This is a genomic window from Priestia sp. SRI_019 (genome assembly GCF_057586255.1).
The window spans coordinates 392880-411646 of record NZ_JBYCZN010000001.1 but is presented as its reverse complement, the minus strand read 5'-3'; the positions used below and the strand labels follow the sequence as shown (position 1 = coordinate 411646).

Sequence of the window (18767 nt, the reverse complement as noted above, 5' to 3'; positions counted from 1 at the left end):
TTCCCATGGGCATCCGTTTAGCGCTTAAAGTTCCATTCATCCGATCCGTACTTTGTGCGCGCTAGTTCTTCTACATATGCTTCCTCTTCTTCAGACAGTGTATACGGTTCTAAATCGATATCAAGAGCAGAAGCAAATCCTTTATAAAACGCTTCTTTTGCTTCTTCAATAGAGATTTTGCGGCCCGCAATTGCATTGATGGCTACCGCTTTAGAACGAAATGCGCGCTGCATTCTTTCTTTCACGCGATCATTTGGATAATTAAACACGCTGAATAATTTATCTTCATCAATCTCTAACAGAATAGAGCCGTGCTGTAGAATAACTCCTTTTTGTCTAGTTTGGGCACTTCCAGCAATCTTGCGGCCCTCTACAACTAGTTCATACCAAGAAGGAGCATCAAAGCACACGGACGAACGAGGGTTTTTTAAGCTATTTTTTTCTTCTTCTGAACGAGGAATAGCAAAATAAGCCTCGAGTCCTAACGAACGAAATCCTTCCAGTAAACCTTCAGAGATTACGCGATATGCCTCTGTAACTGTCTTAGGCATGTTAGGATACTCTTCAGATACAATGACGCTGTAAGTAAGCTCTTCATCGTGAAGCACGCCCCTGCCGCCCGTTGGACGTCTTACAAAGCCTAGTCCTAATTCTTTTACTTTATCAAAGTTAATTTCTTTTTCAGCTTTTTGAAAATAACCGATTGACAGCGTTGGAGGGTTCCATCCATAAAAACGAATCGTAGGTGGAATTTCTCCTTTACTATGCCATTCTAATAACGCTTCATCTAACGCCATATTGTAATAAGGCGAACGGTTGTTGGAATCAATAAATCTCCACTTTGCTTTCATCTACCTCATCCTCAGCTATATGTAATATAAAAAATAAATCCGTTTTTTAGTCTACCAAAAGATTGAGCTAAGGAAAAGCAAAGAGCAACATAAAACTGCGAATTCAAATGTGGTAGTTTTTTCATTTTCGGGAAGAAATCCGCTAGATTCAAGGCGAAATCGCTTTACTTCTAATTTCATTCACTTATATAATAAGAGTATGGATTTTGTCGAAGAAAGGAAGAATCAGCATGTCAGCAATTACAGCAGTACTCATTTTACTTGGAGTAATCATCATATACTCTGTCGTTATGTTCTTTGTCCAACGTCGCATTATGAAAACGTTAACTGAAGAAGAATTCCGCAGCGGCTACCGCAAGGCACAGCTAGTTGATATTCGTGAACCGAATGAATTCGAAAACGGACATATTTTAGGCGCACGAAATATTCCTCTTTCACAGTTCCGTATGCGCATTAAAGAATTTCGTCCAGATCAGCCTGTATACATCTATTGTCAAAGCGGAATGCGCACAGGACGCGCAGCACAAATGCTTCGTCGCCACGGTGTTCAAGAAATCTATGATTTAAAAGGCGGCTTCAAAATGTGGAACGGTAAAGTGAAAAAGAAAAAATAATGGTATGTATATAGAAAAACCTCGCCTTTGGGCGAGGTTTTTTGTTAGACGTTTTGAACAGCCTGTTCTTTCTGATAGCGAAGAACTGGCTTTCTCGCTGCGAGCGTTTCGTCAAGGCGCTTCACAACCGTTGTATGGGGAGCTTCCTGTACAACTTCAGGCGTTTCTTCTGCTTCTTTTGCAATTTGAATCATCGCATCGATAAACGCATCCAGCGTTTCTTTCGACTCCGTTTCCGTTGGTTCGATCATCATGCACTCTTCTACGATAAGCGGGAAGTAGATAGTCGGCGGATGATAGCCAAAATCAAGCAGTCGTTTCGCGATATCCAATGTGCGTACGCCAAGCTTTTTCTGACGTTTTCCTGATAAAACAAATTCGTGCTTACAGTGACGGTCAAACGGCAGCTCATAGTGCTCTGCTAAACGACGCATCATATAGTTGGCATTTAACACGGCATTTTCCGTTACGGCTTTTAAGCCGTCTGGACCCATTGAACGAATGTACGTATAAGCGCGAACGTTGATGCCGAAGTTTCCGTAAAACGGCTTTACGCGTCCAATTGACTGAGGACGGTTATAGTCAAAGTGATAGCCTTGTTCTGTTTTCACAAGCACTGGTTTAGGCAAATAAGGAATTAAATCTGCTTTTACCCCTACCGGACCAGAACCAGGACCGCCTCCTCCATGAGGGCCTGTAAACGTTTTATGAAGGTTTAAATGAACCACGTCAAACCCCATATCTCCAGGACGGGCTTTACTTAATACTGCGTTTAAATTTGCACCGTCATAATAAAGCTTTCCACCTGCTGCGTGAACAATTTCAGCCATTTCTAAAATATCTTCTTCAAATAACCCCAGCGTATTTGGATTTGTTAACATTAAAGCGGCTGTATCTTCTCCTACTACGCGGCGTAAATCCTCTAAGTCCACTAAACCATGTTCGTTTGATTTTACCGTTACCGTTTCAAATCCCGCAACTGTTGCCGAAGCCGGGTTCGTTCCGTGAGCTGAGTCTGGAACAATGACTTTTGTTCGCTGCGCCTCACCATTTGCTTCGTGATAGGCACGAATCATCATAAGCCCGGTCCACTCGCCGTGAGCACCTGCTGCTGGCTGAAGCGTTACTTCATCCATTCCTGTGATTTCCGTTAAATGCTCTTGTAAATCATATAAAAGTTCGAGAGCACCTTGAACCGTTTGCTCATCTTGAAGCGGATGGATGTGCGCAAAACCAGCAATGCGTGCTGCTTGTTCGTTCACTTTTGGATTATATTTCATCGTACATGAACCAAGCGGATAAAATCCTGAATCCACTCCGTGATTTCGTTTTGAAAGCGCGGTGTAATGACGCATAATATCGAGTTCTGATACTTCAGGAAGCTCAGGCGCTTCGGTACGCACATACGCTTTTCCAAGCAGTTCTTCAGCATTAACTTTTGGCACGTCTAACTCAGGCAATGAATAGCCGATTCGTCCTTCTTTACTGCTTTCAAAAATAAGTGATTGATTTTGATTAAGCATGAAGATCCCCCAATTCATTTACAAGTTGGTCAATTTCCTCTTTTGTACGGAGCTCTGTAAAAGCAAGCAGCATGTGATTTTCAAGCTCTTGGTTATCACGGCTAAGATCATAACCGCCAATTATTTTTGAAGCTAATAACTGACTGTTTGCTTCTGTTACCGAAACAGGAAGCTTCACGACTAATTCATTAAAAAACGGTCCTTCAAATGCCACATTTACCCCTTTTGCCTTTAACGCTTCATATGCATAATGCGCTTTTGATAAATTTTGCAGTGCCATTTCTTTTACACCTTGCTTGCCTAAAGCTGTCATGGCAACTGATGCCGCTAAAGCATTTAACGCTTGATTTGAACAAATGTTAGAAGTCGCTTTATCGCGGCGTATATGCTGTTCACGTGCTTGAAGGGTTAAAACAAACCCTCGCTTACCGTTTTCATCTACCGTTTGCCCTACTAATCGTCCTGGGATTTTTCGCATAAGCTTAGACGTAGTTGCAAAGTATCCGCAGTGCGGGCCTCCAAATTGACTTAGAATACCAAATGGCTGTGCATCTCCAATGACAATATCAGCTCCGAATTCTCCAGGAGGCGTAAGTAAACCTAATGATAAAGGATTGCTTGAAACCACAAACATGCATTTTTCTTGATGAGTAATTTCTTCAATTTCTTTTAACGGCTCGATTTGTCCGTAGAAATTTGGATACTGGACAATAACAGCTGCCACGTCACTCCCCATCTCTTTTTCTAATGCAATCATATCTGTTACTCCGTCTGCTGCAGGGATTTCTACCACTTCAATGTACTGACCCTTCGCATACGTTTTTAAAACATCTTTTGACTCAGGGTGAACAGCCGCAGAGACAAGTACTTTTTTCTTTTTTGTTTGACCGGCACTGAGCATAGCGGCTTCTGCTAAAGCAGTTCCTCCGTCATACATAGAAGAATTAGCCACGTCCATCCCCGTTAACTCACAAATCATTGTTTGAAATTCAAAGATGGCCTGAAGTTCTCCTTGAGAAATTTCTGGTTGATACGGAGTATAGGCCGTATAAAATTCCGAACGAGAAATAACATGATCAACAATAACCGGCATGTAATGATCGTAAACTCCTGCTCCTAGAAAAGAAGCATAGTCTTTTAAATGAGCATTTTTAGCAGCCATACTATTTAATTCTTTTAACAGCTGAGGCTCTGAGGCCGCTTTTTTAATATTGTATTCTCCTTGAAAACGAACGCGCTGCGGAATATCTGAAAATAGATCATCAACAGATGAAACGCCAATTGCTGCTAACATTTGCTGCTGATCTTGTTCTGTCATTGGTAAATAGCGATGTAACATGTTAAATTCCTCCCCAAAGCTTACTTTGAACGTTTATAAAAAGGTGTTGAAACCACTTTTGCTTTTAAGCGTTTCTTCCGAACCTGCACTTCCACTTCTTGACCAAGCTCTGTATACTCTGCTGACAATAGTGCTAGACCGATGTTTTTCTTTAATGTCGGTGACTGTGTACCTGTTGTCACAAATCCAATTTGTTCTTCATCTGCAAATACTTCGTAACCGTGTCGTGGTATACCTTTATCAATCATTTCAATTCCTACCAGCTTACGAGGTGCCCCGCTTTCACGCTGTTCTTTTAACACTTCTTTTCCAATAAAGCTGTCTTTGTTCGTTTTTACTGCAAATCCAATTCGAGCTTCAATCGGCGTAATATCTTTTGAAAGCTCTTGGCCATATAAAGCCAAAGTAGCTTCAAAACGAAGCGTATCGCGAGCTCCTAATCCGCAAGGCAACACACCTTCATCACTGCCTGCTTCTAAAATAGCCGTCCACAAGTGAGCGGCGTCAGCTGAAGAACAATAAATTTCAAAGCCATCTTCCCCGGTGTACCCAGTACGTGAAACGAGAGCTTTTACATTCGCTACTTCTACATCATCAGCAAATGTAAATGGCTTTAACAAAGCTAAATTTTCGTTCGTTAACGTTTGTAAAACTTTTTCTGCTAAAGGACCTTGTAAAGCTAGCTGCGCAGTTTCATCAGATTGATTAACGAGCGTTACATCTCCTTGTTTGTGAGACACCAGCCACTCATAGTCTTTTTGAATATTAGCAGCGTTTACGACTAGCAAATACTCTTGATCTGCTTTTTTATAAATCAGCAAATCATCTACCGTGCCTCCGTCTTCATAACACATAGCCGTATACTGCGCTTTTCCATCGACGAGGGTAGAAACGTCATTTGTCATCGTGTGCTGAAGAAAAGCTAAGCTATCAGCTCCTGTTACAAGAATTTCTCCCATATGAGAGACATCAAAAAGACCTGCCTTTGTACGTACAGCTTCATGCTCTTCTTTAATAGAAGAAAATTGAACGGGAAGAGCCCATCCGCCAAAATCAATTGTTTTGGCACCATATTTTTGATAGGTATCATAAAGCGGCGTTTTGTGTAATTCTGTTGTCATATTTATGTCCTCCTCTTTTTCACGTGAAACTTTTCATAACGGGGAGTTTTCAAATAGTGTGGGGATCACTATGTATCCAAACAAAAAAGGACAGAAAACCCCCTACTGTATTTAGTAGGAAGTCTCTGTCCTTTTCACCTGAAAGTTTACCTATAAACGAATAGGTTTGCCTCGTGGGTGGTCTATAAACGCATAGACACTCTCCAGAGCTGCGTCAAACAAGAGTCTTTTTGCCTGAGAGATTCACAATCTTATTGCTTGCTCCTTCGGCGCTACATTCAAGTAGTCTCTCCCCGTGTCGTCATTCGCTTCTATAAAGTTGGTAAAGTTGGGCATACTACTGAAAGATGTATCTATCTTTATTCACACAATCATTTGTAAAGTGCTAATCTATTTTCTTTTTCAAATTTTCTAAATATATTTTTATCCTACCTGATTCTTATCATTTGTTCAATAAAAATTTTTTACAAAGGAGCATTTTTATCATGAAAGTGAAATTAAACATCGATGAAACATGGGAAGCAGCCTTCTCAACTAAATTGGAGCAAGACGGCCCTTGGTCTGTATGGGATTTGTATAAACTTGCCTATGAAATAGAAGACCAAACGCTTATCTCAGAATTTGAAGGACTGCAAAGCCCAAAACATCTAGCTGATTTAACGCCGCTTCCTCATCAGCTCGAAGTAGCCAAACAAGTAGTTGAAACAATGAATGGGAAAGCCATTTTAGCAGATGAAGTAGGACTGGGAAAAACGATTGAAGCAGGGTTAATTTTGAAGGAATATATGATTCGCGGACTTGTTAAAAAAGTTCTCATTTTAGTTCCAGCTTCGCTTGTTTCACAGTGGGCTATGGAATTGAATCAAAAATTTTATATTCCCGCAGTTCCTCAAAGAAAATCATATGTGTGGGATCAGTGCGACATCGTTGTATCTTCAATTGATACAGCAAAACGTTCTCCTCATCGAGAAATTGTGCTTGAACAAGACTACGATCTCATCATCATTGATGAAGCTCATAAACTTAAAAACAACAAAACAAAAAACTATGAATTTGTGCAAAGTCTAAAAAAGAAATTTTGTCTGTTGCTAACCGCAACACCGATTCAAAATCGAATTGAAGAAATTTTTAACTTAGTCTCTCTTTTAAAGCCTGGCCATCTCGGCAATAAAGACTATTTCGAAGAATTATTTTCCGCTAAAAAACGCTCTTTGCAAAACGATGAACACTTAAAAGAGCTTGTTAACAAAGTTATGATTCGAAATCGCCGCCACGATACGGGTATCGAATGGACGAAGCGAATTGTTCAAACCATTCCTGTTGAATTCTCGCCAAAAGAACGGGAGCTGTACGATGCGATTACATCTTTTAAAGGAAACGGATTCCACCCTTCAAGCGCTTTTTCAATTTTAACTCTGCAGCGAGAGGCCTGCAGCAGCCGTGAAGCAGTGTATATGACATTAAAAAACATGCTGGAACGTCAGGAAGATCAAAACAGCGCATTAACGGAACATATGATTACGCCGTTAATGGAACTACTTCAGCAAGTGCCTCAAAATGCAAAAGCAGAAAAAGTGCTAGAGCTAGTTCAGAAAATTGATGATAAAGTCATTATTTTTACTGAGTACAGAGCAACTCAACTGTATTTACAGTGGTATTTAAAACAGCATGGAATTACCTCTGTACCTTTTAGAGGCGGATTTAAGCGAGGTAAAAAAGACTGGATGAAGCAGCTTTTTGAAAGCCACGCGCAAGTATTTATTGCCACTGAAGCAGGCGGAGAAGGAATCAACCTTCAGTTTTGTCATCATATCATTAACTATGATCTACCGTGGAATCCAATGCGTCTAGAACAGCGAATTGGAAGGGTCCATCGTTTAGGTCAAAAACATGATGTTCACATTTACAATTTAGCCATTCAACATACGGTCGAAGAACATATTTTAAAATTACTGTACGAAAAAATAAACCTTTTTGAACGAGTTGTTGGAGAGCTAGATGATATTTTAACAAAGCTTGATTTAAAAAATATCGAAGAGCATATTCAGGATATCTTATTTCATTCACGGAGTGAAGGAGAAATAAAAATCAAGATGGAGAACTTGACGTCTATTATTCAATACGAAGACAGCGAGGAGGATCAGCATGCAGCAAACTGATATTCATCAATTTTTAAAGCGTTATTTTCTAGCTAATAATTGTTCTATTGTCACAGAAACACCGTCTTACCTGACGGTTCAATTAACGATTGAACTCGATAAAGAATTGATGAATCGTCCATTTTATTGGCACTATATCGAAAAGACGGGAGGAGAAGCAACTCCTGCTTCGCTCACTTTCATTACAGACCCAGCATTTGAAGACGATTCCGTTCAAGGAGAACGAATTCATTTTGGTTCACCTAGACTGCACCAAATTTTCGCTTCTACTCAAAAACTAGGCGGGTTTATTCACTTGTATGAACAAGTTGCATCAGCTCAGCCAACAAATCAACCTTTACACCCTTGGCTTGCATTAAATATTAAAGTCTCGTACAAATGTGATCGTAAAAAAGATGAGCTCTTGTCGCTTGGCATTAATTTAATAAATGGACAAATTATTGAATCATTTCATGAATTAATCGTTAATCAAAATCTGTCATCTAAAATCTCAGACTATTGCTTTACTCTCTCACCTTTTATTAAACCTAAAAGTGCCATCGCACGACTCACATCATATGTGACTGACTATGTTAAAACTCAGCCAACTGAATGGGCTGAAAAAGCGCAAGAAAGATGGTATGAAGACTTAGCGCTTCTTGATCATTTTTACGAAACAGCAGAAGAGCTGCCAGAAATATATATGACCGAAAAAACAGCGCTTCAAGAACTGTACGAGCCGACTATCTTGTTTAAGTTTATAAACGGTGGCTTATTTTACATATCGCCTGAAACGATGTCTCGTCAATTTAATAAAACACAAGCCGGTTAAAAAAAAGATGAGCATATGATATGCTCATCTTTCTTTTTTCTTTCGATACCACAGCATAAACGACAGCGGAATCATTCCAAACCATCTGTTTGCAAAAGGTGCTCGCTCTTCTTTTTTTTGAATCTTTTTCGTTTTCCTCTCTTCTTTTGGCTGATCCATATATTGTACAAATTGCTGAGTCATATATTTTACATAATCATTCGTTTTCATATAATCATCTCCTCAGCACTATTATATCCGGAGAGAAAGAGACTTAATCCGTCCATTTCACAATGTGCTGATCCTTTTTTTGAATATATGCCGTTTCCGTCAATGCTCTTCCTTGCAATGTTTGACACTTTATTTTCAGAATAATCATCTGTTCATCTTCACTTACTACTTCGTATGAAACCATACCAGTTTCTAATACTAAAGATGCAGATGGAGATTTATTATGTTCTCTTATTTCCTTTTTCACATGTACAACTGCGTTTTCTAAAAGATGCTGCAGACGATTTTTCTGCTCTACTTCTTGATAAAATGAACTTTTCGTCACAAAATAAGTGGTTTGCTGAGCTACTAACAGAAGAAAAAGAGCACAAAATGCCAAAACAACCGGAAGAATAAATCCTTGCTCATTATGTTTCATGAGCAAGCATCAAAAACGTCGTAATGGTTTCTTCTCTAACTTTGTTAACACCGTCTGTTGAACGAATCAACAGCCTTTCTTTTTGCTGTTCATACATAATATTCTTAATGTGCTGCAGCACAACTTCATGACCGCTTTCATCCACTCGTCTTCTTATCTTGTCTTCGTAGCGTTCATAAGTGATGACCTGATTATTTTCCATTTTCAACGTAAGCGTAGTCGCATGAATTCCCACTTCTTTTGCTTCTCGATATTCCATAGCAAGTTGATTCACAAAAATTTCCCACTCCATTTCATTCATACTAAAATCCGGATTATATGTTTGCTTCGCTAGCGGAATGATAATGGGGAAAAATGAAACAATGATCAAAAAAAGAGTAAAACTGACTAACATCTCTACAAGCGTAAAGCCTTTTTCCCTTTTCACTTCAACATCACATCACACTTCTTTTTCATTTTCTCAGCAGAATCTTTCCATTCTACACAAAGCTTTTGAGCACTTTCTCCGTTCCACTTCAGATAAAACGCAACGTTTTCTTTTACGATTTTTTCTCGCCGTTTATATCCTGCTTCATATTTATATTTCAATAGCTCTTCGTGCAAGATAGCGTCAGCTTGATACGAAACATATTGCTTCTTTTCCGCTTCCTTCATCTGAACATACAAAGGAATAATTGTACCGGTTAGGAGTAAAAGCATGCTAAATGAAACAAGCATTTCTAACAAGGTGTAGCCCTGCTGACCCTTACATCTTGTCCACATAAAAACGCCCTCTGCCTATTTGAAAAGTAACTTTATATTTAAATTTTTGATTGCTGATAAAAATGGTCTTCGCTTGAGAAATATTGCCGTTTTTGTTGTATTGTATCGTGGAATTGCCGCTTCCAAACGTGATTTGAATGGTGGAGTCATAGGCGCGCTTATAAAGAACGGCACGAGAATCAGAAACAATATATTCTGTTCCCTTCGGTGCGAAGTTAATTTTAATTGGGGATTCTCGGTTCATGGCTGTCTGCTGCACATAAAACGTGTCGCTTTGCAGCTGTCGCAAAAATAATGTGATTTTGTAATATTCCACAAGCGGCCGAATGGCTACAATAATGGAAAACATCATCACTTGCACAATAAATAAAACCATCAGCATCTCAATGAGGGTAAATCCTTTTTGCTTAAGAAGAACCACTAGCTGTAACCTTTCCGGTACCGTCAATTTGAATAGCTTGACCATTTGGACACACGGTGCCTTCTTTTAAGTAGCCTCCTGCTTCAAGCTCTTCTAGACTTGGTTTTTCGCCATTTTCAAGTTCGTATACTTGTACCTCAGCCTCTACGGTTTTGACAAGAGCTGAGCAGCCTTTGTTGTTAATAACCGTATTATGCTTTAATACATTTGGAATCATAATGAGCAAAAGCACGGTAATAACGAGCATAACAATGAGCATTTCAATAAGGGTAAATCCTTTATCACCTTTTAGAATCATATTCTTTCACCTTTCTACAAGCTCGACATCACTTCTAACATCGGAAGCATAACGGACATATACATAAGCAGAATGACGATTCCGATGAATAAGAATGTAAGCGGCTGTACATATTTTAAAATACGAAAAATAAATTGTTCCATTCTTTCCATCATAAATAGACTGTAATCATACAGTTCTTGAGAAAGCTCACCGTTCTGCTGGCCATGCACAATAACGTGAGCCAAGTCTTTTTCATAATGAGATTTACCTGAAATGATCTGATCTAATCGCATTCCTGAGGAAAGTTGATCTGTAAAAGCAAAAGCTTCCACTTGAAAAAACGGATGATGCTCTTGCTTTTGAAAAAGAGCAAAGCATTCATAAATAGATAAACCACCATTTAGTAAATTGCTCATATGAACAGAAAAAAAGTACGAGTTAAATAGCCGTGTGAACGTTCGGATAACGGGAACTCTCATAAAGAGCTGCATTTGAACTACTGGAGGCAATTTTTTAATGTAAATCACATAAAACAAATACAGGATAATTGGCATACTGATGACTGCAGGTAACACAAAAGGAAAGAATGACATCGCCTGCATAAATAAGAGGATAAACGAAGACTGCTTGTTTCCAAAGGATAAGTACAGAGCTTCAAACTGTGGAAGTAAAACCGTACTTAAAACAAATAAAATGGAAAGAATAAACAGAAGTAGCAATACGGGATATTGAACAAGCTTTTGAAATTTTTTACGATGCCTTACTTTTTCTTCAATCATTGAGCTGCTTTCTTTTAAAGCAAACTGAAGATTTCCATGCTGTTCCGCAAAATATAAATAGCTTAAAATATCACGGTGAAACTGAAGTTTAACAAAAGCAGCGTGCAAAGATTCTCCACGTTTTAACTGCTCAAGACATTTTTCAATATCCGTTTTTTCTTTGTTAGATACTTGAAACGTCAAAAACGAAAGAGCTTGAGAAAGAGTATAGCCTTTTTCCAAGAGCTTAGAGACCTGCTTAAGAATTTTCGCTTGCTGAGCAAGAGACCACCTTTTTTGTCTATTTGTCTTTATCCCCATCCGTCTAGCGAATGCGGATATAAATAGCCTAGCGCGATTCCTTTTAGAATAACATCTCGGAGCGTCTTATAATCATAATCCGCATTTTCTCCTTTCACTTCTCTCATCACTGCGCTAAGCTCCTTGCCATAAAGCAATTCGTATATGCTGGACTGACGATGCTTTCTCATTTTTTTACAAGCGGGATGGCATTTTCCGGAACACAGCGGACAGCGAATTTCTACAAGGCGCTGTGCAGCTACTGCTACAAGAGTCTGTTCCATTTCTTGAAAGCTAACGCCAAATTCAAGCAGCCTGTACAAAGATCCTTTTGTATCTTTAGTATGCATCGTTGTCAAAACCAAGTGTCCGGTAAGCGCTGCTCTCACAGCAATTTTGGCAGTCTCACTATCTCTTATTTCTCCCACCATGATAATGTCTGGGTCATGGCGCAATATAGCTTTTAAACCAGTCGTGTACGTAATCCCCGCCCGTTCATTTACCTGTACTTGAAGCACGGTTTCACTCGGTTTTTCAATAGGGTCTTCTAGTGTAATAACATTTCGATTAAAAAGATGCTTTACTTCGTGTAAAAGAGTATATAGAGTAGTGGTTTTACCTGATCCTGTAGGACCGGTAAAAATAATTAATCCATGAGAGAATTTCAAGAGAGAAATAAGCTTTTTAGTATGTTCAGGAAAAAGAGATAAATGTTTGAGAGATGTAGATTGTTGATGAGGCAAAAGCCGAATAACAAGACTTTCATCATGAGAAGTAGGAAGAGTTGATAAACGTAAATTTACTTGATAGTGATCAATGGAAGTGGTCAATGCACCATTTTGAGGTTTTCTTCGTTCGCCAATATCCATTCCCCCTAAAAATTTAAAATGCGAAATGAGCCGTTCAGACATTTCCTTTGAAATAACCCTCTTTAAAATAAGCTCTTGGTCAATTCGCAGCTGAATCACAGCATCTTTCTTTCGGGGCACAATATGCACATCAGAACTTCGGCACTCACATGCATCTCGTATAATGTAAGTCGCAAACTGTTCAATTTCGGTCAAACGATCATCGCTCCTTTATTTGTAATAAAGATGATTGTCAAAACATCTAGAAACAGTAATTTCGACCTTTTTCGAGATTTTCCTTCTTCTTTTTTCATTTTTTATAATTTTTTTAGTATACGTTTCTTTTCTTCGCTTCAGTCCTTGTACACGATGTACAACTTCTGTACACCTCTAAACGACTACATAAAAAAAGACAACGTGATGTAAAACTCTACGCTGTCGTTTTATTCGTTATTTACTGAATTGAGCTTCTTCATCATGTACGCTTAGACAACTAGAGAAGCAAGACTTGTTTTTTTCTTGACTAAATTTTTAAGAGCAGATTCGTTATAGCCTACTACAAGCTTTTTGCCATCTGTTAAAATGGGTCGGCGAAGCAAACGAGGATGTTCAATTAATAGATTGACCACTTCTGATAGTGTCATGCTATCCACATCAACATTTAACTTTTTATATTCTTGACTTCTTTTAGCCAGAAGTTCATCCATCCCTTCTGTGGTCATAGAAAGAAGTTCAAGCATTTCTTTATGAGTAGGTGTTTCTCTGAATAAATGACGCTCTTTAAAATTTACATCTTCCTTCACTAGCCACTTTTTCGTTTTACGACAAGATGTACAGCTCGGGTACGTATAAAATTTAATTTCTTCCATATGAAACCCTCCCGTTTTTTAGTTATAGGTTGTTTATATACATTGTACACGTTTTGTATAACTTTTGTATAGTATTTTGCACATGTTTTATATAACTTTTTTTCTTCTGTCGTATTTCAAGGAAAAGATAGCGTTTTCAGGAAAGAAAGGATGTATTATAATGGAAAAGTATCGATATAGTTTCATAAGTGCTTTCTAGTGCTTACACAGCGATGACATTCATCATGACACTAACTAAGTTTGATAAAGGAGGAAATGGACGTGGAACGAATGTACCGTGTAATGGGGTTCTGGACAGCAATTTTCACTGTAATGTTTTACCTCGGTCACATGCATAAGACTTCTTTACTCTTTTTAGCTCAAACAGGCTTTTTTGTAATTCTTAGTTATTTAAAGCTGTCTGAAAGAATGTACATTTACGTTTTCGGAGCATATTTGACCGTCTTTTTTGTGGGGTTCACGTACTGGTCAACTTTTATGATGACACCAGGACAGTAAAGAGAAAAGCGATGGGCTTCCATCGCTTTTTGTATTCTTAAAAACCATTCAGGAAAGGATTTTGATCCATTTCGTGTCCCACAGTTGTTTCAGGTCCGTGACCGCTTAGTACAAGCGTATCTTCTGGAAGGGACAGCAATTTCGATTCGATGCTTTCTAACAGCTGAGCTTGATTGCCTCCAGGTAAATCTGTGCGTCCAATGCCGCCTGCAAAAAGCGCGTCACCAGATACTACAAAGTTACCCGGTTTGAAATAATATGAAACGCTGCCAGGAGAATGGCCAGGCGTTTCGCACACCTCAAATTGGAATGAACCAATTGTTAAATTGCCTTCGACTGAAATAATATCGGTTGCATCTGGAGCCGTAATTTCTCCTAAATCAAAAAATTTCGACCCGTTTAAATCACTATTATGAAGCCATTCTTTTTCATTTTTATGTACATAAAGCGGGATAGAGTAGTGATTCATCACTTCATCCACTCCTCCAATGTGATCAAAATGAGCGTGTGTCAGCAAAATAGCTAACGGTTTATACGTTTGTTTTTCTAGAAATTCAACGAGCTGTTTTCCCTGAGCTCCCGGGTCAAAAACTAAACATTCTTTTTTTTCGTTAGCAACGACATAACAATTCGTTTGAATCGGTCCTAGCGGTATACGATGATAGTTCATAATGTATCCTCCTTGTAAAATTTATTTTCGTTATATGCATTATCATACACACATCATCTTATAAATGAAAGTAAGGACCTTTCTAAGCTAATAAGGCGAAAGAAAGATTGGTTTTCATCTCGACAAACGGTTAGAAAAGTTTTACAATTAAAGGGATAAGCTAATGATAGCGCTTTAATTTTAAGTTGCCTAAAGGAGGTTTCTTCGAGTGGGTCTTATGATTATTTTTGCACTAACAACATTGCTAGGCGTATTTGCAGCTATTTCATCTTTTAGAAATAAAAACATATTAGGCATTGGTTTTTCGGTACTAACATTCGGTGTGTTCGGATGGTTTACCGTGATGACCATTATACATCACGGTTATCCGGCGGTACATCATTAAAAAAGCCACGCAAAGCATATGCTTTGCGTGGCTTTTCAAATAGATAGATATTCCATTGCCGCAACTAAAATAGCCTTGGTCGGATTATATACGCGCGATATTTGAGATAAAGGCAGCGGATTAATTCCTTTCCCCAGTTCTAAAGTGAACCCTAGCTTTTTCTTTTCTAAAATAAACCAATCCTTAAATCCAGCGTGACTATCAATCGTTTTGACTGCTTTATAACCGCTTACCCTTTCAAAATAACTGGCTATTTCCTCCGCTTCCTTCGGCTCTTCATTCATATACCCCCAGTAAAATTCTTCTCCTTGGGTATGTAAAGCTATCACACAATCAAAATCATGACGCTCAACGAGTTTTACCATTGCCTGCGCTTCAGGTTCAGACAGAGATTCATAGCCTGGAAAGTCCCGATAATGCGGAGCTTTAGGTTCTTTGCGCTTTTTTTCAATTTCCCAATAAGCCGGAAACTGATTGTTTAAGTCTACCCCTCGGATATTTGCTTTCCAGCTTTGAAAATCAGGAAAATCTCTTCCTATTTTAGAAAGAAAAGACGCATAAGGTTCACTTACAGCAGGACCTTTTAAGACCAGATCTACTCCGTCTGGATTAACAATTGGAACCGCAGAAAGCGTAATTTGATTAAAAAGAGCTCTTGCTTCCTGCCCGTTCAACGCCTGATCGTAATGAAGAGCAGCTAAATAATCTTCAACAAACTGTAGAAGAACATTTGTCGTAATCCATTCATTGGCATGAAAAGACGCATTAATATGAACTTTTCTTTCTCCGTTTCCAATTAAAATATGAGGAATCGGCTTTCCAAGCACGCTGCACCCTATCCATTCAAGAGAACCATAGGGATAGTACGTTAAAAGTGTTTGGATATCTTGTATTGTTCGCGTGTAATCGTAGGGCTTTTGGATATCTACAATTTGCATAATCTTCACTCCTTTACACTATGTATATGTAAAGATTGAAAAGATGCATGATAAAAAAGCACTTTGACTAAATGTCAAAGCGCTTTTTTATCTCAGTTAGATTCTTGCTTATTATTCAAAATAAGATTTAACTAACCAAGCTCCTCCAATAATTCCCGCATCGTTTCCTAAAGTAGCGATTGCTAGTTCAGCACCTTGCGCTACGCGAGGAAATGCAAAACGTTTGAAATAATCTCTTACCGGTGCAAGTAATACCTCGCCTGCACGAGACACACCGCCGCCTAGAACGATCTTCTCAGGGTTTAATGCATTAGCAGAGTTTGCTAGTGCTAGACCTAAATGAAAAGCAACTTTATCTACAACATGCATAGCTAACTCGTCTTTTGAACGAGCTGCATCAAATACATCTTTAGAGGTAACTTGTCCATTTTGTTCTAACACTGTGCGAAGCTCACTTGGTTTGTCCGTTTCCGTTAATTCTTCCATTGTTAAACGTACAATTCCAGTTGCTGAAGCAATTGTTTCTAAACAGCCGGTTTTGCCGCAGTTACACGGTGCCCCGCCTTCAGGAATAGAAGTAATGTGCCCGATCTCACCAGCGGCTCCATTTACGCCTTGTACAATTTCACCGTTTGCAATGACGCCACCGCCAACGCCTGTGCCAAGCGTAACGCAAAGTAAATCTTTTGCTCCGTCTCCAGCACCCTTCCACATTTCTCCAATCGCTGCAATGTTTGCATCATTGTCTACTACAACAGGAAGAGAAGTTTCTACTTCCAAGATATCTTTGATAGGGAATTTTTCCCAACCTAAATTGACAGCTACTTCAATCGAACCGTTTGCAAAGTTGACAGGCCCCGGTGCACCAATACCAATTCCTACTAACCTTGATTTTACTTCTCCAAGATCGTTTAACTTTTTATCAATTGCTTTTGCAATATCCGTTGGAATTTTACGGCCTTGCTCGCTCACATCCGTATTAATTTCCCACTTGTGAATGATTTCTCCATAATGATTAATAAAGGCCATTTTTATTGTTGTACCGCCTAAATCAACTCCAACTAACCATTTGTCATCCATGTTCATTCATCCTTTTTCTCTTTTTGTTGTTTTAACTCTCGACGAAGCAAAAGAATTGCCATTTGGTAATCACGTACATCAATCAAGTTAGACTGATATAACTCTTTTACTTCCGCTTCCATCAGCTCTAAATCAGCAATACGATTGCCCACGTATATAAAAATGCCGAAGGACTTTAATAATTGTTGTACATCATATAACGTATTCATTCTGTCACCTTTATCCTATTTTCTAGGTGATATGATTCATTTATTTTGAGATAACTCAACAGTCATTCAGTCATAAACAGCGGCCGTATTTAACGCCCACTGCTAGGTCTACATATTAATATTCTAGTAAACGTTCTCACAATAGTAAAGTATAAAATATTAAATTCGTCATTCAACAGTTTTAATTTCCTAGCTCTCGCTTCAGCTTTTCGTATTTTTCATTTTGCGGTTCAAGCGCAATTGCTTTATCGATATTTTGTGTGGCCGCTGGAATATCATTCAGTTTCATATTCACCAGAGCTAAATTGTAATACGCCTCATGAAAAGTTGAATCATACTTTACAGCCTGATTCAATTGCTGTTTAGCTTCTTTATAATTTTCAAGATAAAATTCTGCGTTAGCACTGACGAAATACACGTTACTATTTCCTGTTCCTTTTTCAACAAAAAGCTTAATGGCATCTTTTGCTTCTTCATACTGCTTCTGCTGAAGATACGTAGCCGCTACGCTGAGTGCATAGGGCTCATCTTGATAAACAGAACGCTCATGATATCCATAAAAAAGCAGACTTCCTACTAATAAAAGCGTGCAAATGAAAGCCGGAATCTGAATATACAGCTTTTTTTGTTTCGGTAAACTGACGATGCTCGCAGCTAAAAATCCGCCAACCAAACCGCCAATATGCCCTGCATTATCGACGTTCGGCGCAACAAATCCAAAAATCAAGTTAATCACAATGATTACAATGAAACTCGATCCTATTGTTCGAAAAAAGAAACGTGGATTTGTTCTTGCTAAAAACAGTAAAGCTCCAAAGCAACCGAAAATGGCCCCTGAGGCTCCTGCGGAAATAGACGTATTCCATATAAAACTTCCTAGAGATCCTGCAAACCCGGCAAATATATAAATAAAGACAAAACGCCCGCTGCCATATATCCTCTCTACAAGCGTTCCTAAATAATACAGGGCTACACTATTCATAAGCAAATGCAGAAATCCTATATGCAAAATTATAGGTGTAAAAAAACGCCACCATTCGCCTTCAATAATTAAGGGGTTGTATTTAGCTCCGTATTGAATCAGAGTGAGCGTATTTTGTGTACTGCTCTTCCACTCCAGAAACAGAAACATTAAGATTTGCAGCGCCAAAAATATATATGTAAAAATAGGCTTCCCGTATCCAGCTATTTGCTGTTCTTCGCTTTGTTTTTTCTGTACAAAAAGCACAATTTTATGTTTCCACTGTTCTATTCGCTGTGCTTCTTCTTGGGAAGAGAAATTGTCTGCGCTTTCTAATGTAAGACCCAACCGTTCGAATAGAGGTTCATAAGCGCTTGCTTTCTCTGCCGTTAATTGTTCAACGTAACTATTCACTTTAGAGGGACTTGGCGCACTTTCTAAGGACTGCTCTGTATAAAAAGGATCAAAATCAGCAAAGTAAATCGTGTTAAGAGTAAGCGTTGATTTACCTCTCTGCTTTCGCACATTTTCAGCTCTTTGTAATGCATACAATACATCTTTTTGCTGCTCAACGGCTGATTTAAAATTCCGGCGGACTATGCGGACAATTGACTTATCTTTGCGATGCGAAGATTGAAACCATAGCTCTGAAGCATCAGCTTTCATCGAAATCAACTCATATGAAGAATGGCCAAGCAATTGCTGTGCCAGCTGCAAATAATAAAAATCTTGCCTAGACAAA

Annotated in this window: 23 protein-coding genes and 1 riboswitch; of the genes, 5 read left to right on the top strand and 18 right to left on the bottom strand. The window is 38.7% G+C overall.

Annotation, left to right across the window (positions count from 1 at the left end; all coding sequences use genetic code 11):
* Positions 1–17: 17 nt before the first annotated feature.
* A complete protein-coding gene (locus AC2YJL_RS02110; protein ID WP_013085005.1) occupies positions 18–851 on the bottom strand; it encodes a lipoate--protein ligase family protein in 834 nt (277 codons plus the stop codon).
* A 230-nt stretch (positions 852–1081) separates the two neighbouring features.
* On the opposite strand from AC2YJL_RS02110, the gene AC2YJL_RS02105 reads away from it, so the two are divergent.
* Positions 1082–1465, top strand: a complete 384-nt coding sequence (locus AC2YJL_RS02105) for a rhodanese-like domain-containing protein (RefSeq protein WP_013085006.1) — start codon at positions 1082–1084, stop codon at positions 1463–1465.
* Between the two features lie 44 nt (positions 1466–1509).
* Here the strand turns inward: AC2YJL_RS02105 and gcvPB are convergent, their stop codons facing one another.
* From gcvPB to gcvT, 3 genes are read right to left on the bottom strand one after another with little or no spacing between them, the layout of a single operon-like run.
* Positions 1510–2988 (bottom strand): aminomethyl-transferring glycine dehydrogenase subunit GcvPB, encoded by a 1479-nt coding sequence (gcvPB, locus tag AC2YJL_RS02100; protein ID WP_230933590.1) that lies wholly within the window; start codon positions 2986–2988, stop codon positions 1510–1512.
* Positions 2981–4327: an aminomethyl-transferring glycine dehydrogenase subunit GcvPA gene (gene gcvPA, locus AC2YJL_RS02095; RefSeq protein WP_251568816.1), complete on the bottom strand. Its 1347-nt coding sequence runs from the start codon at positions 4325–4327 to the stop codon at positions 2981–2983. The genes gcvPB and gcvPA overlap by 8 nt, the downstream gene beginning before the upstream one ends.
* 20 nt (positions 4328–4347) lie before the next feature.
* Positions 4348–5448 (bottom strand): glycine cleavage system aminomethyltransferase GcvT, encoded by a 1101-nt coding sequence (gene gcvT / locus AC2YJL_RS02090; protein ID WP_251568817.1) that lies wholly within the window; start codon positions 5446–5448, stop codon positions 4348–4350.
* 212 nt (positions 5449–5660) lie between these two features.
* A riboswitch (glycine riboswitch) is annotated at positions 5661–5753 on the bottom strand.
* 180 nt (positions 5754–5933) lie between these two features.
* On the opposite strand from gcvT, the gene AC2YJL_RS02085 reads away from it, so the two are divergent.
* Positions 5934–7607, top strand: coding sequence for a DEAD/DEAH box helicase (locus AC2YJL_RS02085; RefSeq protein ID WP_195695908.1), 1674 nt, complete (start codon positions 5934–5936; stop codon positions 7605–7607).
* Complete coding sequence (locus tag AC2YJL_RS02080) at positions 7594–8418, top strand: YqhG family protein (RefSeq protein ID WP_195695907.1); 825 nt, start codon at positions 7594–7596, stop codon at positions 8416–8418. Before AC2YJL_RS02085 ends, AC2YJL_RS02080 begins: the two co-directional genes overlap by 14 nt.
* A gap of 24 nt (positions 8419–8442) precedes the next feature.
* Here AC2YJL_RS02080 and AC2YJL_RS02075 read toward each other — a convergent pair whose 3' ends face one another.
* From AC2YJL_RS02075 to AC2YJL_RS02035, 9 genes are all read right to left on the bottom strand, one after another.
* Positions 8443–8628: a YqzE family protein gene (locus AC2YJL_RS02075; protein WP_013059170.1), complete on the bottom strand. Its 186-nt coding sequence runs from the start codon at positions 8626–8628 to the stop codon at positions 8443–8445.
* Positions 8629–8671: 43 nt separating this feature from the next.
* Positions 8672–9046 (bottom strand): competence type IV pilus minor pilin ComGG, encoded by a 375-nt coding sequence (comGG, locus tag AC2YJL_RS02070; RefSeq protein WP_195695906.1) that lies wholly within the window; start codon positions 9044–9046, stop codon positions 8672–8674.
* On the bottom strand, positions 9036–9473 hold the full coding sequence (comGF, locus tag AC2YJL_RS02065; protein WP_251568818.1) for a competence type IV pilus minor pilin ComGF: 438 nt from the start codon (positions 9471–9473) through the stop codon (positions 9036–9038). Before comGF ends, comGG begins: the two co-directional genes overlap by 11 nt.
* Positions 9470–9808 (bottom strand): type II secretion system protein, encoded by a 339-nt coding sequence (locus AC2YJL_RS02060; RefSeq protein WP_116514861.1) that lies wholly within the window; start codon positions 9806–9808, stop codon positions 9470–9472. Before AC2YJL_RS02060 ends, comGF begins: the two co-directional genes overlap by 4 nt.
* On the bottom strand, positions 9792–10274 hold the full coding sequence (gene comGD, locus AC2YJL_RS02055) for a competence type IV pilus minor pilin ComGD (RefSeq protein ID WP_230933593.1): 483 nt from the start codon (positions 10272–10274) through the stop codon (positions 9792–9794). The genes AC2YJL_RS02060 and comGD overlap by 17 nt, the downstream gene beginning before the upstream one ends.
* Complete coding sequence (gene comGC, locus AC2YJL_RS02050) at positions 10216–10527, bottom strand: competence type IV pilus major pilin ComGC (protein ID WP_013059175.1); 312 nt, start codon at positions 10525–10527, stop codon at positions 10216–10218. The genes comGD and comGC overlap by 59 nt, the downstream gene beginning before the upstream one ends.
* A 14-nt stretch (positions 10528–10541) precedes the next feature.
* Complete coding sequence (comGB, locus tag AC2YJL_RS02045; protein WP_487374618.1) at positions 10542–11588, bottom strand: competence type IV pilus assembly protein ComGB; 1047 nt, start codon at positions 11586–11588, stop codon at positions 10542–10544.
* Positions 11579–12631 (bottom strand): competence type IV pilus ATPase ComGA, encoded by a 1053-nt coding sequence (comGA, locus tag AC2YJL_RS02040; RefSeq protein WP_013059177.1) that lies wholly within the window; start codon positions 12629–12631, stop codon positions 11579–11581. Before comGA ends, comGB begins: the two co-directional genes overlap by 10 nt.
* Positions 12632–12900: 269 nt before the next feature.
* On the bottom strand, positions 12901–13284 hold the full coding sequence (locus tag AC2YJL_RS02035; RefSeq protein ID WP_013059178.1) for a Spx/MgsR family RNA polymerase-binding regulatory protein: 384 nt from the start codon (positions 13282–13284) through the stop codon (positions 12901–12903).
* 261 nt (positions 13285–13545) lie between these two features.
* On the opposite strand from AC2YJL_RS02035, the gene AC2YJL_RS02030 reads away from it, so the two are divergent.
* The gene (locus AC2YJL_RS02030) at positions 13546–13782 is read left to right on the top strand and encodes a DUF2626 domain-containing protein (RefSeq protein ID WP_013059179.1); all 237 of its coding nucleotides are present in this window, start codon (positions 13546–13548) and stop codon (positions 13780–13782) included.
* A 37-nt stretch (positions 13783–13819) separates the two neighbouring features.
* On the opposite strand, the gene AC2YJL_RS02025 is transcribed toward AC2YJL_RS02030, so the two are convergent.
* Complete coding sequence (locus AC2YJL_RS02025) at positions 13820–14452, bottom strand: MBL fold metallo-hydrolase (protein ID WP_195695903.1); 633 nt, start codon at positions 14450–14452, stop codon at positions 13820–13822.
* 208 nt (positions 14453–14660) lie between these two features.
* On the opposite strand from AC2YJL_RS02025, the gene AC2YJL_RS02020 reads away from it, so the two are divergent.
* Positions 14661–14837, top strand: coding sequence for a DUF2759 domain-containing protein (locus AC2YJL_RS02020; protein ID WP_013059181.1), 177 nt, complete (start codon positions 14661–14663; stop codon positions 14835–14837).
* Positions 14838–14872: 35 nt separating this feature from the next.
* On the opposite strand, the gene AC2YJL_RS02015 is transcribed toward AC2YJL_RS02020, so the two are convergent.
* From AC2YJL_RS02015 to AC2YJL_RS02000, 4 genes are all read right to left on the bottom strand, one after another.
* Positions 14873–15775 carry a M14 family metallopeptidase gene (locus AC2YJL_RS02015; RefSeq protein ID WP_230933596.1) on the bottom strand — a complete coding sequence of 301 codons (903 nt, stop codon included), beginning with the start codon at positions 15773–15775 and terminating at the stop codon, positions 14873–14875.
* A 111-nt stretch (positions 15776–15886) separates the two neighbouring features.
* Positions 15887–16855 (bottom strand): ROK family glucokinase, encoded by a 969-nt coding sequence (locus AC2YJL_RS02010; RefSeq protein WP_013059183.1) that lies wholly within the window; start codon positions 16853–16855, stop codon positions 15887–15889.
* A gap of 2 nt (positions 16856–16857) precedes the next feature.
* A complete protein-coding gene (locus AC2YJL_RS02005; RefSeq protein ID WP_195695901.1) occupies positions 16858–17064 on the bottom strand; it encodes a YqgQ family protein in 207 nt (68 codons plus the stop codon).
* A gap of 181 nt (positions 17065–17245) precedes the next feature.
* Positions 17246–18766 carry a rhomboid family intramembrane serine protease gene (locus tag AC2YJL_RS02000; protein WP_230933597.1) on the bottom strand — a complete coding sequence of 507 codons (1521 nt, stop codon included), beginning with the start codon at positions 18764–18766 and terminating at the stop codon, positions 17246–17248.
* Position 18767 lies beyond the last annotated feature (1 nt).

Coding starts and splice junctions, on each gene's coding strand:
- AC2YJL_RS02110 (WP_013085005.1), bottom strand. CDS start 851: ATGAAAGCAAAGTGGAGATTTATTGATTCCAACAACCGTTCGCCTTAT.
- AC2YJL_RS02105 (WP_013085006.1), top strand. CDS start 1,082: ATGTCAGCAATTACAGCAGTACTCATTTTACTTGGAGTAATCATCATA.
- gcvPB (WP_230933590.1), bottom strand. CDS start 2,988: ATGCTTAATCAAAATCAATCACTTATTTTTGAAAGCAGTAAAGAAGGA.
- gcvPA (WP_251568816.1), bottom strand. CDS start 4,327: ATGTTACATCGCTATTTACCAATGACAGAACAAGATCAGCAGCAAATG.
- gcvT (WP_251568817.1), bottom strand. CDS start 5,448: ATGACAACAGAATTACACAAAACGCCGCTTTATGATACCTATCAAAAA.
- AC2YJL_RS02085 (WP_195695908.1), top strand. CDS start 5,934: ATGAAAGTGAAATTAAACATCGATGAAACATGGGAAGCAGCCTTCTCA.
- AC2YJL_RS02080 (WP_195695907.1), top strand. CDS start 7,594: ATGCAGCAAACTGATATTCATCAATTTTTAAAGCGTTATTTTCTAGCT.
- AC2YJL_RS02075 (WP_013059170.1), bottom strand. CDS start 8,628: ATGAAAACGAATGATTATGTAAAATATATGACTCAGCAATTTGTACAA.
- comGG (WP_195695906.1), bottom strand. CDS start 9,046: ATGAAACATAATGAGCAAGGATTTATTCTTCCGGTTGTTTTGGCATTT.
- AC2YJL_RS02060 (WP_116514861.1), bottom strand. CDS start 9,808: ATGTGGACAAGATGTAAGGGTCAGCAGGGCTACACCTTGTTAGAAATG.
- comGD (WP_230933593.1), bottom strand. CDS start 10,274: ATGGTCAAGCTATTCAAATTGACGGTACCGGAAAGGTTACAGCTAGTG.
- comGC (WP_013059175.1), bottom strand. CDS start 10,527: ATGATTCTAAAAGGTGATAAAGGATTTACCCTTATTGAAATGCTCATT.
- comGB (WP_487374618.1), bottom strand. CDS start 11,588: ATGGGGATAAAGACAAATAGACAAAAAAGGTGGTCTCTTGCTCAGCAA.
- AC2YJL_RS02035 (WP_013059178.1), bottom strand. CDS start 13,284: ATGGAAGAAATTAAATTTTATACGTACCCGAGCTGTACATCTTGTCGT.
- AC2YJL_RS02025 (WP_195695903.1), bottom strand. CDS start 14,452: ATGAACTATCATCGTATACCGCTAGGACCGATTCAAACGAATTGTTAT.
- AC2YJL_RS02015 (WP_230933596.1), bottom strand. CDS start 15,775: ATGCAAATTGTAGATATCCAAAAGCCCTACGATTACACGCGAACAATA.
- AC2YJL_RS02010 (WP_013059183.1), bottom strand. CDS start 16,855: ATGGATGACAAATGGTTAGTTGGAGTTGATTTAGGCGGTACAACAATA.
- AC2YJL_RS02005 (WP_195695901.1), bottom strand. CDS start 17,064: ATGAATACGTTATATGATGTACAACAATTATTAAAGTCCTTCGGCATT.